Annotated in this window: 17 protein-coding genes; 13 read left to right on the top strand and 4 right to left on the bottom strand. The window is 69.2% G+C overall.

Annotated elements, in window-relative coordinates; all coding sequences use genetic code 11:
* The first annotated feature begins 20 nt into the window (after positions 1-20).
* From PO768_RS03535 to PO768_RS03520, 4 genes are all read left to right on the top strand, one after another.
* Entirely contained in the window at positions 21-995 is a 975-nt protein-coding gene (locus tag PO768_RS03535; RefSeq protein WP_272644918.1) for a Bug family tripartite tricarboxylate transporter substrate binding protein, read from the top strand.
* Between the two features lie 66 nt (positions 996-1,061).
* A complete protein-coding gene (locus PO768_RS03530; protein ID WP_442953167.1) occupies positions 1,062-2,603 on the top strand; it encodes a malonate--CoA ligase in 1,542 nt (513 codons plus the stop codon).
* The gene (locus PO768_RS03525; RefSeq protein WP_272644917.1) at positions 2,603-2,833 is read left to right on the top strand and encodes a cysteine-rich CWC family protein; all 231 of its coding nucleotides are present in this window, start codon (positions 2,603-2,605) and stop codon (positions 2,831-2,833) included. The genes PO768_RS03530 and PO768_RS03525 overlap by 1 nt, the downstream gene beginning before the upstream one ends.
* Before the next feature lie 75 nt (positions 2,834-2,908).
* A complete protein-coding gene (locus PO768_RS03520) occupies positions 2,909-5,557 on the top strand; it encodes a diguanylate cyclase domain-containing protein (RefSeq protein ID WP_272644916.1) in 2,649 nt (882 codons plus the stop codon).
* Here PO768_RS03520 and PO768_RS03515 read toward each other — a convergent pair.
* Complete coding sequence (locus PO768_RS03515) at positions 5,532-6,029, bottom strand: 3'-5' exonuclease (RefSeq protein WP_137943636.1); 498 nt, start codon at positions 6,027-6,029, stop codon at positions 5,532-5,534. The genes PO768_RS03520 and PO768_RS03515 overlap by 26 nt on opposite strands.
* Positions 6,030-6,114: 85 nt before the next feature.
* Positions 6,115-6,981: an archaetidylserine decarboxylase gene (asd, locus tag PO768_RS03510; RefSeq protein WP_272644915.1), complete on the bottom strand. Its 867-nt coding sequence runs from the start codon at positions 6,979-6,981 to the stop codon at positions 6,115-6,117.
* 70 nt (positions 6,982-7,051) lie between these two features.
* Here asd and PO768_RS03505 point away from each other — a divergent pair, with 70 nt between their 5' ends.
* Positions 7,052-8,716 carry an aminotransferase class III-fold pyridoxal phosphate-dependent enzyme gene (locus tag PO768_RS03505; RefSeq protein ID WP_272644914.1) on the top strand — a complete coding sequence of 555 codons (1,665 nt, stop codon included), beginning with the start codon at positions 7,052-7,054 and terminating at the stop codon, positions 8,714-8,716.
* 157 nt (positions 8,717-8,873) lie between these two features.
* Here the strand turns inward: PO768_RS03505 and PO768_RS03500 are convergent, their stop codons facing one another.
* Positions 8,874-9,485: a hypothetical protein gene (locus tag PO768_RS03500; RefSeq protein ID WP_272644913.1), complete on the bottom strand. Its 612-nt coding sequence runs from the start codon at positions 9,483-9,485 to the stop codon at positions 8,874-8,876.
* A 297-nt stretch (positions 9,486-9,782) separates the two neighbouring features.
* Between PO768_RS03500 and PO768_RS03495 the strand changes: the two genes are divergently transcribed.
* From PO768_RS03495 to PO768_RS03475, 5 genes are all read left to right on the top strand, one after another.
* The gene (locus tag PO768_RS03495) at positions 9,783-10,103 is read left to right on the top strand and encodes a heavy metal-binding domain-containing protein (RefSeq protein ID WP_272644912.1); all 321 of its coding nucleotides are present in this window, start codon (positions 9,783-9,785) and stop codon (positions 10,101-10,103) included.
* A 471-nt stretch (positions 10,104-10,574) separates the two neighbouring features.
* Positions 10,575-10,982, top strand: a complete 408-nt coding sequence (locus PO768_RS03490) for a YybH family protein (RefSeq protein WP_272644911.1) — start codon at positions 10,575-10,577, stop codon at positions 10,980-10,982.
* 43 nt (positions 10,983-11,025) lie between these two features.
* Positions 11,026-11,376 (top strand): gamma-glutamylcyclotransferase family protein, encoded by a 351-nt coding sequence (locus PO768_RS03485; protein ID WP_272644910.1) that lies wholly within the window; start codon positions 11,026-11,028, stop codon positions 11,374-11,376.
* Positions 11,377-11,856 (top strand): GNAT family N-acetyltransferase, encoded by a 480-nt coding sequence (locus PO768_RS03480; RefSeq protein ID WP_272644909.1) that lies wholly within the window; start codon positions 11,377-11,379, stop codon positions 11,854-11,856.
* 53 nt (positions 11,857-11,909) lie between these two features.
* Entirely contained in the window at positions 11,910-13,160 is a 1,251-nt protein-coding gene (locus PO768_RS03475; RefSeq protein ID WP_272644908.1) for a glycosyltransferase family 4 protein, read from the top strand.
* Here PO768_RS03475 and lplT read toward each other — a convergent pair.
* Complete coding sequence (lplT, locus tag PO768_RS03470; RefSeq protein ID WP_272644907.1) at positions 13,145-14,383, bottom strand: lysophospholipid transporter LplT; 1,239 nt, start codon at positions 14,381-14,383, stop codon at positions 13,145-13,147. The genes PO768_RS03475 and lplT overlap by 16 nt on opposite strands.
* A 119-nt stretch (positions 14,384-14,502) precedes the next feature.
* Here lplT and PO768_RS03465 point away from each other — a divergent pair, with 119 nt between their 5' ends.
* The 3 genes from PO768_RS03465 to PO768_RS03455 all read left to right on the top strand — a co-directional run.
* On the top strand, positions 14,503-15,537 hold the full coding sequence (locus tag PO768_RS03465) for a transporter (protein ID WP_262970221.1): 1,035 nt from the start codon (positions 14,503-14,505) through the stop codon (positions 15,535-15,537).
* Between the two features lie 7 nt (positions 15,538-15,544).
* Entirely contained in the window at positions 15,545-17,647 is a 2,103-nt protein-coding gene (locus tag PO768_RS03460; protein ID WP_272644906.1) for a winged helix-turn-helix domain-containing protein, read from the top strand.
* 152 nt (positions 17,648-17,799) lie between these two features.
* On the top strand, positions 17,800-18,585 hold a 786-nt coding region (locus PO768_RS03455), incomplete at its 3' end, for a hypothetical protein (protein ID WP_272644905.1).

The following is an 18,585-nucleotide window of genomic DNA, read 5'->3' as shown; positions in this document are numbered from 1 at the left end:
CAATCACAGGAGACAGACCGATGAAGCCCACCATGACACGCCGCTGCTTGCTGGCCGCCGCCGCACTGCTGGCCGCTACCGGCGCCCAGGCCCAGAGCTGGCCCAGCAAGCCCGTCACCTGGGTCGTGCCCTTCCCGGCCGGCGGCGGCACCGATGCCTTCGCGCGGCCGCTGACCGCCGTGCTGTCCAAGCAGACCGGCAAGCAGTTCATCATCGACAACAAGGGCGGCGCCGGCGGCACCGTCGGCGCCGGCATCGCCTCCAAGGCCGCGCCCGATGGCTACACCTTCTTCATGGGTGCGGTGCATCATGCGATCGCGCCGGCCATGTATCCCAAGCTTGAATACAAGCTGGAGGAGGACTTCGTGCCGGTGGCCCTGATCTCCAGCGTGCCCCAGGTCATCGTCGTCAACCCGGCCAAGGTGCCGGCCACCGATCTGAAGGGCCTGCTGGAATTCATCCGCAAGAACCCGGGCAAGCTGAACTACGGCTCGGCCGGCAACGGCACCTCCCATCATCTGGCCGGCGAGCTGTTCAAGCTGCAGACCAAGACTTTCATCACCCACATCCCCTACCGCGGCGCCGGCCCGGCGCTGCAGGACCTGATCGCCGGCCAGGTCGACATGATGTTCGACGGCCTCGGTTCCTCCGCCACCCATATCAAGAGCGGCCGCATCAAGGCCCTGGCCGTCGCGGCCAACAAGCGTGCCCCGGGCTTCCCCGATGTGCCGACCAGTGTCGAGGGCGGCGTGCCGACCTACCAGGTCGCGACCTGGTACGGCCTGTGGGCGCCCAAGGGCACGCCCAAGGACGTGATCAGCGCGATGCAGGGCGAGCTGCGCAAGGCCTTTGCCGACGAGGCCAGCAAATCGGCCTGGAATGGGCTCGGTCCCGAGGTGCCCAGCATGTACGGCGATGCCTTCGGCAACTTCGTCAGCAGCGAAGTCAAGCGCTGGGCCGAGGTCGTGAAAAGCTCTGGAGCAAAACTGGATTGACTTGCGGGACAGACCGCCCGAGCGGAGCGAGTAGCTCTGTCCCCAACTGACTAGATTCGATTTCTGATGAATGCCAATGTCTTCGCCGCGCTGCGCGCGGCCTTCCCGGCCGATCTGGATGCCGTGGCGATCGAATGCGCCGACGGCCACGGCCTGAGCTACAGCTGGCGCGATATCGCGCGCGCCAGCGCGATGATGGCCAATCTGCTGGCCTCGCTGGACCTGCCGCCGGGCAGCCGGGTCGCGGTGCAGACGGAGAAGAGCGTCGAAGCGCTGATGCTGTATCTGGCGGTCTTGCGCGCCGGCTATGTCTTCCTGCCGCTCAACACCGCCTACCAGGCCGCCGAGATCGAGTACTTCATCGCCAATGCCGAGCCGGCGGTGGTGGTCTGTGCCGGCAAGAACTTCGGCTGGGTGTCCAAGATCGCCTTCCAGGCCGGCACCCAGAACGTCTTCACGCTCAATGAGGACCGCACAGGCACCCTCTTGGACCGCGCCGCCGCGATGAGCGATCAGCACCAGCCTGCATCCAAGCGCGCCGACGAGCTGGCCGCCATCCTCTACACCAGCGGCACGACCGGCCGCTCCAAGGGGGCGATGCTGAGCCACGGCAATCTGCTCAGCAATGCGCAGACGCTGAAGGACTACTGGGGTTGGCGTACTCGGGAAGAAGGGGGCGATGTGCTGATCCACGCGCTGCCTATCTTCCATGTGCACGGCCTCTTCGTCGCCTCGCATGGCGCGCTGCTCAATGGCAGCAAGATGATCTGGTTCAGCAAGTTCGAGCCCAGGGCGGTGATCGCGCGCTTTGCCGAGGCCACGGTCTTCATGGGCGTGCCAACGCTGTATGTGCGCATGCTGGGCGAGGCCGCGCTGACCAAGGCGGCCTGCAAGACCATGCGGCTCTTCATCGCCGGCTCGGCGCCGCTGCTGCTGGAGACCTTCAAGGACTGGCAGAGCCGCACGGGCCATACCATCCTGGAGCGCTACGGCATGAGCGAGACGGTGATGCTGACGTCCAACCCCTACCGCGCCGAGGATGGGGATCGCCTGGGCGGCACGGTCGGCTTCGCGCTGCCCGGCGTCGGCGTGCGCGTGCGTGACGATCAGGGCAGCGACTGCGGGCCTGAGGAGATCGGCAATATCGAGGTCAGCGGCCCCAATGTCTTCTCGGGCTACTGGCGCATGCCCGAAAAAACCAAGGAAGAGTTCACGGCCGATGGCTGGTTCAAGACCGGCGATGTCGGCAAGCGCGACGCACGCGGCTATTACGCAATAGTCGGCCGCAGCAAGGACCTGATCATCTCGGGCGGCTACAACGTCTACCCGGCCGAGATCGAGGGCTATATCAACGAGATGGCCGGCGTCGCCGAATCGGCGGTGATCGGCCTGCCCCACCCTGACTTCGGCGAGGGCGCGGTGGCCGTGGTCGTGGCCAAGCCCGGGGCGGCGCTGGACGGCGAGGCCATCATCGCGGCGCTGAAAGGCAAGATCGCCAACTTCAAGATCCCGAAAAAGGTCTTCGTCGTGGCCGAGTTGCCGCGCAACACCATGGGCAAGGTGCTGAAGAACCAGCTGCGCGAGCAGCACAAGACGCTGTTCGCCTGATGGATGCGACGCCATCACCCGCGGCCGCCCTCAACGAGACCTGCCCACGCTGCGGCGGGCCCTTCCACTGCGGCGCCGGCGAGGCGGTGTGCGAGTGCTTCGACCTGCGCCTCTCGCCGGAACTGATGAGCGAGCTGCGCGAGAACTACCAGCGCTGCCTCTGCATCGCCTGCCTGAAGGCCTTGCAGGGCGGCGCGCCGATCGCGCAGAGCCAGCTCGGCCCGGACTGACGGGCAAGACCTGGCACCTGGATGCGGCTGTAAAAGTCTGCATCCCCCCGCCCTGCTTGGCACAATAGACTCCCCATGAGTCCGCCCCTCGACGCCGTAGCCGGCGCTGCCCCCGGACCCGCGCCGGGCCGCTGGCTCGATTCGCGGGCCGGCCAGCGCCTGCTGGCGGCCGGGCCTTTTGTCGCGCTGGGCCTGGTGCTGCTGATGCTGTGGGGCGTGGTGGCCTGGTTCTCCATCGTCTACCCGCAGCGGCTGATGGACGAGTACAAGCGCGAGCTGGCCAGCCAGACCGCCGCCGCGTCCGCCCAGACCGAGGCGGTGTTGCGCGATGCCGAGGGCAATCTGCGCACCCTCGATCTGTGGCTGCTGACCCGCAGCCGCGGCGACCCGCTCAACGATGCCTCGCTGATCCAGCTGGCCGAGACCCTGCGCGGCACCTCGCGCGAGCTGGTCGATGTGATGCTGGCCAGCGCCGACGGCCGCCTCTTCCGCCTGCCGGCCCAGCCCGGCCAGCCCTTCGCGACCCTGCCCGAGGCCGACTTCATCACTTTGCTGGCCTCGCCCGAGGCCGAGGGCAGCCTGCTCGGCGCACCGCTGCAGCTGCGCGCCGGCGGCCCGATCTATCTGCCGCTGGCGATGCGCATGAGCGCGCCGGTCGGCGAGCTGCAAAGCCTGGTGGCCATGATAGACACCCGGCGCCTGGCCGAGTTGCTGCGGCCCTACTCGCGTGGTGACGAGAGCGCCGTGGCCCTGCTGCGCAGCGACGGCCTGGGCCTGCTGCGCGTGCCCGAGCTGGCCGGCTTTGTCGGGCGCGATCTGTTTGCCGAAGAGCCCAGGCGCCGCCAGGCGCTGGCGGGTGCTAGCGGCAGCTTCGTCAGCAGCGGCGCCGCCACCGACGGCCTGGCCCGGTTGGTCAGCTTCGAGACCCTGGACGACTTCGGTGTCAAGGTGCTGCTGGCCCAGGGCCTCAGCGCGACCTTGGGCAACCATGCCGAGCAGCGCAATCTGCTGCTGACGCTGAGCGCCGGGATCTCGGTCGCGGCCCTGCTGATCACGCTGATGCTGGCCCGCATGCAGCGGGCTGCGCGAGAGCGCGATGCCGCGCTGCTGGCCACCAGCAATGCCTCGCCGCTGGGCCTGTTCCGCTGCGACGCCCACGGCCGCATCGTCTACGCCAACGACACCTATCTGCGCCTGCATGGCTTCGGTGCCGAGCGGCAGGAATGGGGCTGGCTGGAGATGGTGCCCGAGGCCGAGCGGGCCCAGGTGCGTGAGCGCTGGCGTGAGCGTATCGGCCAGGGCGAGGCCATCAATGCAATGCGCTCGCTGCTGCGGCCCGACGGCCAGCAGCGCCTGTTCTCGGTGCGTACCGCGCCGCTGCGTGTCAACGGCCGGGTGGTCGGCGCGGCCGGCACGGTCGACGATGTCACCGAGCGGGTCGCGCAGCGCCAGGCCGAGCTGACCCTGGGCGCGATCTTCGACCGCACGCCCGACTATGTCTGCCAGTTCGACACCGAAGGCCGGCTGCTGTATCTGAACCCGGCCGGCCGGCAGCGCCTGGGCCTGGCACCGGATGCCGCGCTGGACGGGCTGGACTATCGGCGTTTCATGCGCAGCAGCGAGCCGCGCGGCTTTCTCGACACGGTGCCGGCCGAGGCCTTGCAGCAAGGCCATTGGCAGGGCCGCAGCGCGGTGCTGGACCTGCAGGGCCGGGAAGTGCCGGTGGCCAGCACGGTGCTGGTGCATCGCAACGAGCGCCAGCAGATAGCGACCGTCTCGCTGCTGCTGCGCGACATCTCGAACCAGGTGCAGGCCCAGCACGAGCGCGAGCGCAGCGAGGCCATGCTGAAGGCGGTGGCCGAGGCAGCGACGACGATGATTGCCGTGCTGGACTGCGATCAGTGCCTGCTGTTCTTCAACCGCGCCTTCGCCCAGCGTTTCCGGATCGAGCGCGAACGCGAACACTGGCTGGGCCGGCCCCTGAGCGAGCTGCTGGGCGAGGCCGACTATGGGCTGAGCCGGCCGCTGATCGAGGCAGCGCTGGCCGGCCGCGTCGCCTATCTGGAGAAGAGTTATACCGACCCGCCGCTGGTCATCGAGCTGCACTATGCGCCGCTGCAGCTGGAGAGTGGCGAGATTGAAGGCGTGATCAGCATTGCCCGCGATATCACCGAGGTCCGCACCGAGGAGGCGCGGCTGCGCGACGCCTCGCAGACCGACCCGCTGACCCAGCTGCTCAACCGCAGCGGCTTCGCGCTGCGTGCCGATGAGCAGCTGGCCCACGCCCGCCAGCACAACAGCCTGCTGACCCTGCTCTATCTGGACCTGGACCGCTTCAAGCCGGTCAATGACCAGCACGGCCATCCAGTGGGAGATGCCTTGCTGAAGGCGGTGGCCGGCCGGCTGCGCCATGCGCTGCGGCCCCAGGATCTGGTGGCGCGGCTGGGCGGCGACGAGTTCGCGGTGCTGCTGCCGGCCCTGCCCTCGGCGGCGGATGCGGAAGCGGTGGCGGCCAAGCTGCTGCGGGCGATTGCCCAGCCCTTCAGCATCGAGGCGCTGGAGCTCAGCATCGGCGTCAGCATCGGCTACTGTGTGGCCGCCGGTGGTTCGGCCGATCTGGACAGCATGGTGGCCGAGGCCGATGCCCGGCTCTACGAGGCCAAGCGGGCCGGCCGCGGCTGCTATCGCGGCGGCCCCGCTACAGCAGCGCCGCCACCCGCTTGACTCTTTGCAGCGCCAGCTGCAGCACCCGCGCATCGCTGCTGGCGCGATGGCGGCGCAGGTTCTGCTCGGCGCGCACCTGCAGCATGGTCTCGTGCCAGCGCGCCGCCTCGGCCTCGCTGAGCAGCATGCGCAAGTCCTGCAGCTTGAAGCCCGGCACCTGGCCGGTGCTCTCGAACAGCCGCGCCAGCCAGGGATAGTCATGGCCCCAGCCGTCGCAGTAGACGGTCTGGCCGTGCAGGCGCAGATTGATCTGATGCGCCACCCAGTCGGCCGGCTTGCCGCGGCTGTGCAGCAGATCGCGGCTGATGCCGTGCAAGGCCTCGGCCTGCTCGTCCCAGTGCTGCCAGTCGGGCAAGGGCTGAATCAGGCTGCAGAACAGGCCGCCCTCGGGCTCGACGAAACCGACCTCGATCGGATAGCTGCCGCGGCCGAATCCGGAGGCTTCAACATCGAGAACGGTGGGCGGCAGCATGGTGGGGGTGGAGGACCTCGGCCCGAGCATGCTATGCCCGGCCGCAAGAATCAAGCCTTGTTTCCCGGGGGGGCTGGCCTCGGCCTCAAGAGGCCAGCAGCTGGCCCATGCGCAAGCGCTGGCCGCTACCTACCCGCAGCGCCAGGCCCGGCGGCAGGAAGACGATGATGGTCGAACCATGCTGAAACCAGCCCATCTCTTGGCCCTTGGCATAGCTCGCATCGCAGGGCAGCTCATGCGGGCCGGCATAGCCGGTGTGCAGCAGCAGGTCCAGCGCATGCAGACGCAGGCTGGACACCAGGATGGCCGCCACCGGCACCAGCGCGATCGGCCGGCCATCGGCCAGGCGGGCATGCAGCGCGGCGCGCTCGTTGCGACAGAACAGGCGCTCGATGCGCTTGAGCGCAATCGGATTGACGTTCCAGGTGTCGCCGGCGATATGGGTCACATGCTCGATGCGCAGATCGGCCGGCGCATGGAAGCGGTGGTACATCGCCGATGTCAGCCGCAAGGTGACGAAGCTGCCATCGCGATAGGGCGCGGCGCGCGCGGCATCGCCGAACAGATCCTCGATGCGGTACGGAAAGCCTTTGGCCTGGTAGAGCCGGCCGGCCTCGACCCGGCCGCAGGCGCCGACGATGGCGTCACAGGGGCTCACCAGCGCGCCGGGCTCGGGAGCTAGCGGCCGTGCACCGGGCTTGAGCTCGCGGATGAAGCAGTCGTGCAGGCTGTGAAAGCGGCTGTGCTTGGCGTCGCTGAGGTCCAGCTCGGTGAAGAGCCGCCAGACGGCAATAGCCAGCCGCGCCAGCAGCGGGCTCTCAATGCGACTGAAGCGGCCCATCCAGCGGCTCACCGCGATGCGGGGGATCCGGTTGGTCAGCAGGAAGTTCAGGTCCTCCTGCAGCAGCAGGCGGTCGCGCCAGCGGGTGGCGGCGGCTTGGATGGCTTTCATCAAGGAGTCAAGAGCCTGGGTTACAGATGCAGTCTGCCCGTCCTCTGTGACATCTCGATGGTGAGCCGCGATGATTGAAACCCTGCCCGTTTTTCAGCTGACCCTGGTGGCCGCCGCCGCGCTGGCCTTGGTGGCGGCGCTGCCGCGCGCGCGCCAGCGCCTGCAGCTCTCGCGTGCCAAGCACCGCTCGCTGGCCGGCCATTCGCGCATGGCCAAGCGCGTCGCCGGCCTGCTGCCCGGCTATGCCTATGACGAGGCACGCTTCTTCGGCGCCGACGCGGCCCCCGTCGAGGTGCAGGCGACGCGCCGCGCCGGCTTCGCCGCACTGGCTGCCGAGCTCAACAGCCGTCATGCCCGGAGCATCGCGCTGACGGCCCAGGCCCGCGAGGCGATCTCCGATCTGCAGTTCACCGGCGCTTATCGCGTGCCTTTCCAGTTCAGCCCTTATCTGCGCGAGCACCTGAAGCTGGGCAGCTTCATGCAGGCCAGCGCGGGCAACCGCCTCATCGATCTGGACGGCCAGCGCTATTGGGACCTGAGCGGCAGCTACGGCGTCAATCTGTTCGGCCACGAGTTCTACAAGCGCAGCATCGCCGAGGGCGGCGCGCGGGTGGCCGAGCTCGGGCCGCTGCTGGGCGCCTACCACCCGGTGGTGGCCGAGAACGTCGCACGGCTGCGCGCGATCTCGGGCCTGGACGAGGTGAGCTTTCATATGTCGGGCACCGAGGCGGTGATGCAGGCGGTGCGCCTGGCCCGCTATCACACGCGGCGCAGCCATCTGGTGCGCTTTTGCGGCGCCTATCACGGCTGGTGGGAGGACGTGCAGCCCGGCCCCGGCAACCCGCAGCCGCCGCGTGACACCTACACGCTGAAGGACATGGACGAGAAAAGCCTGCAGGTGCTGCGCACGCGGCGCGACATCGCCTGCGTGCTGGTCAACCCGCTGCAGGCCCTGCATCCGAATCGCGGCGCGCCGGGCGACTCGACCCTGGTGGACAGCTCGCGCAGCGCCGGCTTTGACCGCGCCGCCTACACCGCCTGGCTGCAGCAGCTGCGCCAGGTCTGCAGCGAGCGCGGCATCGTGCTGATCTTCGACGAGGTCTTTGTCGGCTTCCGGCTGGCGCGTGGCGGCGCGCAGGAGTACTTCGGCGTCAAGGCCGATATGGTCACCTACGGCAAGAGCCTGGGCGGCGGCCTGCCGGTGGGCGTGGTCTGCGGCAAGGCCGCGCTGATGAAGCGCTGGCGCGAGGAGCGGCCAGCCGACATCTGCTTCGCGCGCGGCACCTTCAACGCCCATCCCTATGTGATGGGGGCGATGTCAGTCTTTCTCGATCATCTGCAGCGGCCCGAGGTGCAGGCCCTCTACCGCGATCTGGAGGCGCAGCAGGACGCGCGCGCCGCGCGCTTCAACCGCCTGATGAGCGAGGCCGGGCTGCCGCTGCGCGCCGCCCATCTGTCCTCGATCTGGACCCTGACCTTCGAGCTGCCCTCGCGCTACAACTGGATGCTGCAGTTCTATCTGCGCGAGCAGGGGCTGTGGTTGTCCTGGGTCGGCAGCGGCCGGCTGATCTTCAGCCTGGACTACAGCGAGGCCGATTTCGACGAGGTCTGCCGCCGCTGCCTGGCCGCCGCCCGCCGCATGCAGCAGGACGGCTGGTGGTGGCAGGGCGAAGGACTCAGCAACAAGACCATCAAGCGGCAGATCCTGAGGGAGATGCTGGCCGAGCGGTTTTGATCAGTGGTGACGACGCAGGGCGGCGGGCGGGAGCGGCCACGCAAGTAAACGGGGGAGGCCGCGCAGCGGCCGGAGGACATGGCGTGGACGCTTCCGCCCGCAGCCCGGGGCCCCGCCCGACCACGACTCAGAGCCAGGACCAGGTTTCTGCCTAAGCTCAGCCGCGCTCGGCGGCATGCCCCATCGGATCGATCAGCTCGCCGCGCAGCAGGTGCAGCGGCGCCTTGCGGTACAGCATGATGTCGTGGAAGGGGTCGGTCAGGATCTTGCTCATCCACACCAGACCGGTCTGCACATCCTTGATGATGAACAGATGCACAGTGCGGAACAGCAGGCCGGCCACACCCAGCCACAACCACATCATCCCGACCTGGCGCACAAACTCCAGCGGCGCCTCGGCCGGCTCGAAGGCCCCCAGCAGGGTCGGGTCGATATAGAGCAGCAGCGGCGAGGCGGCCCACAGCGCCATCAGCACCACCTTGCGCTGCAGGTTGTAGCCGACCTTGATCTCTTCCTTGTGCTCGTGGGTGGCCTTGTTCACATGGTCGTAGCCCTTGGGCTCGAAGAAGAAGTGGCCGGCCTGCCGGCTGGTCATCGACACCAACCAGCCGATCAGCGCGGCCACCGCCGGGTCCTTGAACAGCATCAGATAGGCCAGCACACAGCTCAGCGCGCTGAGCAGGTGCAGCGACGGGTTGATGCGGCTGTGGTGGTAATAGCGGGGGTCATCCCAGCGCTGGATCTCGAGTGCCTTCAGAAAGTCTTTCACCGTCGCTCCTGTTGACCCCGCGCGCCAAGCGCGGGCGTGGCGGGATGGTGACGGTGGTTTGTGAAATGTGGGTGACGGTCGGGCTGGGCCGGCATCGCCTGCGCCGAGCAATGAAGGGCACGACGATCAACAGCCGTCCGCATCGCCGGTTCATGACCTGGCCCGGCCTCCCCCCTCTTAGGTGGGAGCTGCAGTCAAAAGTTGTCCGCCTAAACTGTGACTTCCCAGCAGTAGAGCCGAGCCCGAGCGCTGGCCGCCACATCAATCACGTCATGCTTCAGGGAGCAAGTCACTCACATGATCGCGACGACAACACCGACCATCGAGGGCACCAGGATCACAAAATACTGTGGCATCGTCACAGGCGAGATGATCCTGGGGACAAGCTTTCTGAAGGACTTTGCTGCGGGGTTCAGAGATACCTTCGGTGGACGTGCAAGTTCCTATGAGAAGGAAATCGGCCAGGCCAGGGTTCTCGCACTTCGGCAAATGCAAGGACGGGCGGGCGAGATCGGCGCGAATGCGGTTGTCGGCGTCAAGCTGGACTACGAGTCGCTAGGAACAACCAATGGCTTGTTGATGGTGACGGCGAGCGGCACAGCCGTCTTTGTAGAGTAACGAGGGGCAGCACGAGGCTGCAATGCACTTCAATGTCCGGAGATCTCTTCCTCTTCCTGTCTCTCGGCGCTCTTGCTGCTTTCATTGTTTGGGAGTGCTTGGAGCGAAGCAGGACCGCGAGGAAGCCGTTTCATCGGTCTGTCACGACCCGCGGGTTTCGTCCAGGTGCGACCAGCCAGGAAACGGCGCTGTATGTTGCTGCCGGTGCATCGGCAGCCTTTGGCTCTGTTCTGATCCTCGATCCGCCGCACCCTCCGTTTGACGGCGCTCACGCCCTTTTGAGCTCTCTTCTCCATCAGGGGTTTGGCCCTTGGGGCATGCCCGTCTTTTGCTGGGCATTGGCGTTGATCGTTTTCCTCGCTGCGCGGTCCATGCGACACAAGCGTTTGGCGGCAAAGCCCCCAGGCTAGGCCATTCGCTCCGAAGCCTTCCTCGGTTCATCGAACCCGCCACCGTCCAGGAGATGCCCGCATGCAGCACCCGATCCCCGTCGACACCGTGATCGAATTCCTGCACCGCTTCGAGGACCTCGCGATGAAGGAGGACTTCGATCTGATCCGCGAGATGATTCACGAGCGGGCATTCTTCCGCTTCAACGATGGTGACTTCCTCGGCCGCGCGGCGATCCAGGCCGTGTTCGAGAAAACATGGTGCGGCACGCCCGGGGTCAGGAAGACACGCTTCTATCTGTCGGACATCGTCGTTCTGAGCACCGATCAGTTCAGCGCGACGGCCACCTATACCTACAACTGGGAAGGCTCGCAGGACGGCCGCGACTTCCGCATCCAGGGCCGGGGCAGCCGTGTCTTGCTGAAGGGAGAAGACGGCCAGCTTCGTATCATTCACGAGCATCTGAGCCGCTTCCCGAAGCCGCAGTGACCGATTACCACCGCGCCATCAAACCGAACAGCCACCACCCACCATGCCCCTGCTCTTCTCCTACGGCACGCTGCAGCAAGAGAACGTCCAGCTGTCCACCTTCGGCCGGCGGCTGGGCGGGCGACCGGATGATCTGGTCGAGTTCGAGATGGCGATGCTGCGCATCGAGGATCCGGAGGTCATCGCGACCAGCGGCAAGACCCACCACCCCATCGTCAAGTTCAACGGCGATGCGGCCAGCCGCGTGCCGGGCACGGTGTTCGAGATCAGCGAGGCCGAGCTGGCCAGCGCCGACCGCTACGAGGTCTCGGCCTACAAGCGGGTGCTGGCCAAGCTCTCCTCAGGGCGGCAGGCCTGGGTCTACGTCGATGCACGCTTCGCGCCGCCGGACTGAATGAACGGCCACATCGCCCTGCGCGCCGCCACACCGGCCGATGCCGCCGAGATCGCTCAGCTCTATCTGTGCTCGCGCCGGCACTTCTTGCCCTATGCGCCGCTGGCGCACAGCGACGAGGAAGTGAAACACTGGATGCGCGAGCACTTGCTGCCATCGGCCCAGGTCACGGTGGCGCAGGAGGGTGGCGAGCTGCTTGGCTTTATCGCAAGCACCGAGGGCGATGCCTGCCGGTGGGTTGACCATCTCTATCTGCGCCCCGCCTGGGTCGGCCTGGGCATAGGCTCGGCCCTGCTGCGACCACTGATCGCCGGCCAGACCCGGGATCTGCGGCTCTACACCTTCCAGCAAAACCTCGGCGCGCGGCGCTTCTACGAGCGCTTCGGCTTCGTGGCCATCGCGTTCACGGATGGCAGCGGCAACGAGGAGCGCTGCCCGGATGTGCTGTACGAGCGGCCGGCGGCAGCCATGCCGCGCTGAACCGTCATCTCGCCGTCATCGAAGCGCCGCAATCGCCGCCGATGATGCGCAGCATGAGGCTGCCCGCGCACACCGATATCGAGGTCGACGAGGCCCCGCCGCTGCAGCGTTTTCTGCGCGTGGCCATCGTCACCGAAACCTACCCGCCCGAGGTCAACGGCGTGGCGCGCACCATCGCCTGCCTGGTCGAGGGCCTGCGGGCGCGCAATCATGCGGTGCAGCTGGTGCGGCCGCGCCAGTTGAAGGGCGAGCAGTCGGATGGCGACGACGAGCGCTTCCACGAGGTGCTGATGCGCGGCCTGCCGATCCCGCGCTACCCGCATCTGCGCATGGGCGTGGCTTCGAAGAAGAGCCTGGTCAATCTGTGGACGCTGCGGCGTCCCGACATCGTCCACATCGCCACCGAGGGCCCGATGGGCTGGTCGGCGCTGCAGGCCGCCAGCTATCTGAAGCTGCCGATCTGCTCGGACTTCCGCACCAACTTCCACGCCTACAGCAAGCATTACGGCGTCGGCTGGCTGCACAAGCCCATCATGGTCTATCTGCGCAAATTCCATAACAAGACGCAGTGCACCATGGTGCCCGATGCCGGCCTGCGCCAGCAGCTCGACGAGCTGGGCTTCAAAGGCGTCAGCGTGGTGGCGCGCGGCGTCGACACCGCGCTGTTCAACCCGCTGCGGCGCAGCGCCGCGCTGCGCGAGAGCTGGGGCGCCGGTGCCGACGATCCGGTGGTCCTGCATGTGGGCCGGCTCGCGGCCGAGAAGAACCTGGCCACGCTGGCCGAGGCCTTCGAGGCCTTCCGCCAGGTGCAGCCGCGCGCGCGCCTGGTGCTGGTCGGCGACGGGCCGGCGCGCAAGCAGCTGCAGGAGCGCTTGCCCGAGGCGATCTTTGCCGGCATGCGCCATGGCGAGGACCTGGCCGCCCACTACGCCAGCGCCGACGCCTTCATCTTCCCCAGCATCACCGAGACCTTTGGCAATGTCACGCCCGAGGCCATGGCCAGCGGCTTGGCGGTGCTGGCCTATGACTACGCGGCCGCCTCCCAGCTGATCAAGCCCGGCCACAACGGCCTGCTGGCACCCTTCGGCAACGGCCCCGAGTTCCTGAACCAGGCCGCCGAGCTGGCACGCGAGCCCGCGGCGCTGCGGGCGATGGGCCAGGCCGCCCGGCTGACCGCCGAGGCGCAGAGCTGGGCCGGCATCGTCGCCAATGTCGAGAACATCTACGCGGCGGTGATCGACGGCCGGGCCCTGCCCGCCGCTCCGGCGCGCGCCGACATCGCGGCCGCTCAACCCGGTTGCTGAAGCCCGATCGAGGCCCGGCGCCAGCGCATCAGCGCCAGCATCACCAGCGCGATCAGGCTGCCGAACACCGTCATCAGCGGCAGCAGCGGCGCATCCAGTGCCAGCGCGCCGGCATAGAGGGCCAGCATGCCCAGGATGCTCAGGTTCTCGTTGAAGCCCTGCACGGCGATCGAGCGCCCGGCCGTCAGCAGCTGGTAGCCGCGATGCTGCAGCAGCGCATTCATCGGCACCACCAGCAGGCCGCCGACCGCGCCGACCAGGGCCAGCAGCGGCAGGGCCAGCGCAAAGGCATCGACCCAGGCCAGCCCCGCCATCAGCAGGCCCAGCAGCACGCCCAGCGGCAGCACCCGCAGCGCCCGCGTCAGCGGCACCCAGCGCCCGGCAGCAGCAGCGCCGACCACAACGCCGACCGCCACCACCGCCTGCAGATAGGCGCTGCGATCCAGCCCCAGCTGCAAGACCTGCTGTGCCCAGCGCAGCACCGCGAACTGCAGCGTCGCACCGACACCCCAGAACAGGGTCGTCACCGCCAGCGACACGCCGCCCTCGGCATCGCGCCACAGCGCCCGGTTGGCGCGCACGAAATCACGCAGCAGCGCGACGGGCCGCAGGCTGGCGCTGCGGGCATAGCGGGCGCCGCTGTCGGGCACACCCAGCTGCGCCACGGCGGCCAGGCCGTAGAGCAGCAGCAACAAGGCCAGCGAGGCGCTCAGCGAAGACGCAAGCCCCGGCAGCGCCACCAGCGAGGCCAGCAGCGCGCGCAGCCCCTCGCTGACCAGTGCCCCGCCCAGCACCGTGCCCAGCAGCGCCGCGCCGACGATGGACACCTCCAGCCAGCTGTTGGCCGCCACCAGCTGGCGCGGTGCCACCAGCTCGGTCACCAGCCCGTACTTGGCCGGCGCATAGCAGGCCGCGCCCAGACCCACCACCGCATAGGCCGCCACCGGATGCAGTCCGGCCAGCAGCGCCACCAGCCCCAGCATCTTGACCCCGTTCATCCAGGCCATCAGCCGCGCCTTCGGCAGCGCATCGGCCAGCGGCCCGACCCAGGGCGCCAGCAGCACATAGGAAATCGTGAACGAGAACTTCAGGAGCGGCGCCCACCAGGCGGGCAGGCCCTGCTCGTGCAGCAGCGCGATCGTGACGATCAGCAGCGCGTTGTCGGCCAGCGCCGAGGCGAACTGCGCGGCGATCAGCAGATGAAAACCCGGCGGCATGCGCATGGCCGCCATTGGCGCCGACGCAGATGCCAGGGCGATGACGCCGGCGTGACGCTTTGACGACGGCCGCAGCACCGGGCCTGTCACTATGATGCGCCGACCATTCAGCCCCGCGACTGACGATGAACACGCCCACCGCAAGCTTCGCCACCCCGGCCGACGACCACGGCCTGATCTGCGGCTATCTGTTCCAGGCCGGCCAGCCGGCCCGGCCCGTGGACACGCAGGCGGCCCAGCAATGGCTGCATCGCGGCGCGAGTGCCAGCGAGGCCGACTTCATCTGGCTGCATTTCAACCTGACCCATACCAGCGCCCATGGCTGGCTGCGCGCCCACACCAGCCTGCCGCACGACTTCCACCAGTCGCTGCGCGAGGGCTCACGCTCGACCCGCATCACGCGGCTGGGCGAGCGGCTGATGGCGGTGATCAACGATGTGACCTTCGACTTCTCCTTCGACCCCGAGAACGTCGCGACCCTGTGGCTGAGTCTGGAGCCGGGCCTGGTGGTCAGCGCCCGGGTGCAGCCGCTGCGCTCGGTGGACCGGCTGCGCCGCGCGGTCGGCGCCGGCGACGCGATCGTCAGCCCGGTGGCCCTGCTGGAGCATCTGCTCAGCGACCAGGCCGACGAGCTGCAGCACATCGTGCGCAGCGCCAGCGACAAGGTCGACGATATCGAGGACGCGATGCTGGCACGGCGCAACAAGCTGCAGGGCGGCGACGAGCTGGCGCGGCTGCGCCGCCTCTCGGTGCGGCTGCAGCGTCTGCTGGCGCCCGAGCCGGGCGCGCTGCTGCGCCTGCTGGCCAACCCGCCGGCCTGGCTCAATGCCGAGGAGCGCGACCGGCTGCGCCGCGTCAACGACGAGTTCGCGGTGGCGCTGCGCGACATCGTCTCGCTGCACGAGCGGGTCAAGCTGCTGCAGGACGAGTCGGCCTCCCAGGTGGCCGAGCAGAACAATCGCAGCCTGTTCACGCTGACCATGGTCACCGTGCTGGCCCTGCCCATCAATCTGTTCGCCGGCCTGATGGGCATGAATGTCGGCGGCATCCCGCTGGCCGATCATGCGCACGGCTTCTGGCTGATGCTGCTGCTGATCGCCTCCTTCACCGCGCTGGCGGCCTGGCTGGCGCTGCGCCGGTTGACGAATCGCCAGCGCTGATTCACCCATGGACCCGACCCGCGAGATCTTCGAGCTCGGCGACTGGCGTGTCGATGCCGCCGGCAACCGCCTGCAGCGCGGCGCCGAGGTCCGGCCGTTGCGCCACAAGGCCATGGCTCTGCTGGTGTTGCTGGCCAGCCGGCCCGGCGAGACCGTGGGCCGCGAGGAGATCATCGACACGATCTGGCAGGGCAACCGCTTCGTCGCCCCCAAGGCCATCAACACCGCCGTCTGGACCATACGCCAGGCCCTGGGCGACGACCCCGAAGCGCCGCGCTATCTGGAGACCATCGCGAAGAAGGGCTACCGGCTGATCGCGCCGGTACGTGCGCTGCCGCCGCCGCAGGTCATGGCACCGCCGATCCCAGCGCCCGCGCCGACGACAGCACTGCCCGCGCCGCGCTGGCCGCTGCTGGCCGGCCTGCTGGTGCTGGCCGGCCTCCTCGCCGTCTGGTGGCTGCGGCCGGGCGACATGGCGCCCGCAGCCCTGCCCGAGGCCAGGCCGCTGACGCACCAGCCCGGCTATGAATACCTGGGCCAGCTCTCGCCCGACGGCCGGCTGCTGGCCTTCGCCTGGTGGCAGGGCCAGGGCGGGGGCCGGCTGTATCTGCGCCCGGCCACCGAGCTGGACGCCGCGCCGCAGGCACTCAGCCCCGAGGGCCTGGATGTGCAGGGCCTGAGTTGGTCACCGGACAGCAGCGCCATCGCCTATATCGCCGCGAGCGCCGACGGGCAGTGCCAGCTCCGGGTCTACCGCCTGAGCGAGCGAACGCAGGCGCTGGCGCGCTGCAGCGCGCTGTTCACGCCCAGCGTCGCCTGGTCGCCCGACGGCCGCAGCATCGCCTTCAGCGCCGAGGCCGAGGGGGTCGGCGGCCTGTTCCTGGTGGCCCCCGATGGCAGCGGCCTGCGGCGCCTGAGCAGCGCCCCGCCGGCCGCGATGCCGGACCACCAGCCGAGTTGGTCGCCCGATGGCCGGCGTCTGGTGTTCGCCCGCCAGGATCCGGCCGACGGCAGCCGCGATTTCTACGAGACCGGCCTGGACGGCCGGGTGCAGCGCCTGAGCCAGCTGCGCCTGTACCCGCTGCATGGCCTGACCCATGCCGAGAACGGCCGCGACCTGATCTTCTCGACGACCTGGCAGGACAGCCGGGTGCTGATGCGCTGGCAGCGCGAGACCGGGCAGGCCTTGCCGCTGGGCCTGGAGGGCAGCGCGCCACTGCGCAGCGCCGGCGGCCCGCTGGTCTATGCGCTGATGCGCTCGCACATCGGCATCGCACGGCTGGACTGGGGCGCCGGCGCGCAGCCGCAGCGCCTGCCCGGCGCGGTGGTCAACGACCGCGCCCCGACCGCCGATCCGGCGACCGGTGGCCTGTTCTTTGTCTCGGCACGCTCCGGCCGGGCCGAGCTGTGGCGCTCCGAGCCCCGAGGCGGCCAAGACGGCCGGACTCGGGGGCTGACCCAGCTCGACCTCCAGCCCGCCGCGCCGGCCGCCTCGCCGGGCGGCGAGCGGCTGGCCTTTCTCGGCAATTGCGGGCCCGGCAAGCGAGCCGGCCTGTGCCTGCTCGATGTGGCCAGCGGGCAAGTTCGGCCGCTGGCGGCCGACGCGGCGCAGTACGGCCGGCCCAGCTGGCATCCGAGCGGCAGCGAGGTCTGGGTGGCCAGCGACCGCGGCGGGCGCTGGCAGCTCTGGCGCTTCGACCTGGCCGGCAGCCCGGCCGCCACGCCGCTGGACACCGAGCGGCCACCCGGCCCGGCACTGCAGTGGACGGCCGACGGCAGCGCCCTGTTCTACCAGGCCCGCTTCAGCCACGAGCTGCGCCGGCGCCCGCTGGCGGGCGGGCCCGAGCAGCCGATGGCGGCCGCCGTGCCGGAGGGCGAAGCCCTGCTGGACTGGCGGCTGGGGCCGCAGGGGCTGGTGCTGCTGACCCGCGGCAGCCAGGCCGAGTATTTCCGCCGCCTCGATCTGGCCGGCGAGCGCCCGGCCCAGCTGCTCAGCAGCCATGCGCTGGGCAGCTTTCCGGAGCGGGCCAGCTTCGCGCTGGCCGCCGATGGCTGCGCCTGGGTGGAGCTGGCCCACACCGCCGTGGCCGATCTGATGCAGGCGCGCTGAACCCGGCGACGCACGCAAGTGCTTGTCGGGCCATAAGAAATATTTTTTGGACAGGGTTTGGAGCGGACCGGGCTTGTGGCTCCGGCCCGGCTCGCGGCCTACTGAAGGTTGGCTGCCGGGACGGGCTCGGCGGCCGCTGGCAGGAGGCCTGGGTGCGGGACGATCACGATGGCGGTTCACGCAGCTGGTGCCTGCGGCTGAGCCTGATGGCCGCGACGCTGGGCGCGCTGGCCTGCGGTGGCGGCGGCGGCGGCCCGGCGCCGGTCGACCCGGAGCAGCAGCCGACGGCACCGGCACCCGCCGATGCCGACATCACGCTGCTGATGATGGGCAACAGCCACACCTCGCTGAACGCCCTGCCCCGGCAACTGGAGGCCTTGCTGCGCGCCGGCCTGCCCGGCAAAAGCGTGGCCGCCACCGAGGCGCCGGGCTGGATGTTCCTCGACCAGCGGCTGGCCGATGCCGCTTCGATGGCCTTGCTGCGCGGCCGGCGCTGGACGGTGCTGGTGCTGCAGGCGCAGAAGTACAGCACCACCGGCCAGAACAGCTACTCGACCAGCGTGGCCCAGAGCCTGATCCGGGTGGCCCGCGAGCTCGGCGCGATGCCGGTGATGTTCCCGGAATGGCCCCGCCTGGGTGTGGCCGAGACCGAGCGCATCTACGCGCTGCACGCCGGCATCGCGCGCCAGCAGCCGGCCTGCGTGGCCCCGATCGGCCAGGCCTGGGAGCTCGCCCTGCAGCGCCACCCGGCCCTGGTTCTGCATGCCGGCGACGGCAACCACTCCGCCCCGGCCGGCGCCTATCTGACCGCGCTGATGCTCTACACCACCCTCACCGGCGCCTCGCCGCTGGCCCTGCCCGCGCTGGCCAATAACGGCGTGCCCGCCGAGCAGCAGGCCCTGCTGCGCCAGGTGGCGGCCGACGCGGCGGCGGCCACC

Origin of the sequence: Paucibacter sp. XJ19-41, from assembly GCF_028462495.1 — a bacterium.
GTDB lineage: Bacteria > Pseudomonadota > Gammaproteobacteria > Burkholderiales > Burkholderiaceae_C > Roseateles_E.
Note: the sequence above shows the minus strand (reverse complement) of the source record. Positions and strands in the feature narration are given on the sequence as shown.

Excerpts from the sequence above, each read along its gene's own strand:
- PO768_RS03515 (WP_137943636.1), bottom strand. The coding sequence starts at position 6,029 with ATGCTGCCGCCCACCGTTCTCGATGTTGAAGCCTCCGGATTCGGCCGC.
- lplT (WP_272644907.1), bottom strand. The coding sequence starts at position 14,383 with ATGCGCATGCCGCCGGGTTTTCATCTGCTGATCGCCGCGCAGTTCGCC.
- PO768_RS03520 (WP_272644916.1), top strand. The coding sequence starts at position 2,909 with ATGAGTCCGCCCCTCGACGCCGTAGCCGGCGCTGCCCCCGGACCCGCG.
- PO768_RS03460 (WP_272644906.1), top strand. The coding sequence starts at position 15,545 with ATGGACCCGACCCGCGAGATCTTCGAGCTCGGCGACTGGCGTGTCGAT.
- PO768_RS03495 (WP_272644912.1), top strand. The coding sequence starts at position 9,783 with ATGATCGCGACGACAACACCGACCATCGAGGGCACCAGGATCACAAAA.
- PO768_RS03505 (WP_272644914.1), top strand. The coding sequence starts at position 7,052 with ATGATTGAAACCCTGCCCGTTTTTCAGCTGACCCTGGTGGCCGCCGCC.
- PO768_RS03485 (WP_272644910.1), top strand. The coding sequence starts at position 11,026 with ATGCCCCTGCTCTTCTCCTACGGCACGCTGCAGCAAGAGAACGTCCAG.
- asd (WP_272644915.1), bottom strand. The coding sequence starts at position 6,981 with ATGAAAGCCATCCAAGCCGCCGCCACCCGCTGGCGCGACCGCCTGCTG.
- PO768_RS03480 (WP_272644909.1), top strand. The coding sequence starts at position 11,377 with ATGAACGGCCACATCGCCCTGCGCGCCGCCACACCGGCCGATGCCGCC.
- PO768_RS03535 (WP_272644918.1), top strand. The coding sequence starts at position 21 with ATGAAGCCCACCATGACACGCCGCTGCTTGCTGGCCGCCGCCGCACTG.
- PO768_RS03490 (WP_272644911.1), top strand. The coding sequence starts at position 10,575 with ATGCAGCACCCGATCCCCGTCGACACCGTGATCGAATTCCTGCACCGC.
- PO768_RS03530 (WP_442953167.1), top strand. The coding sequence starts at position 1,062 with ATGAATGCCAATGTCTTCGCCGCGCTGCGCGCGGCCTTCCCGGCCGAT.
- PO768_RS03525 (WP_272644917.1), top strand. The coding sequence starts at position 2,603 with ATGGATGCGACGCCATCACCCGCGGCCGCCCTCAACGAGACCTGCCCA.
- PO768_RS03465 (WP_262970221.1), top strand. The coding sequence starts at position 14,503 with ATGAACACGCCCACCGCAAGCTTCGCCACCCCGGCCGACGACCACGGC.
- PO768_RS03475 (WP_272644908.1), top strand. The coding sequence starts at position 11,910 with ATGAGGCTGCCCGCGCACACCGATATCGAGGTCGACGAGGCCCCGCCG.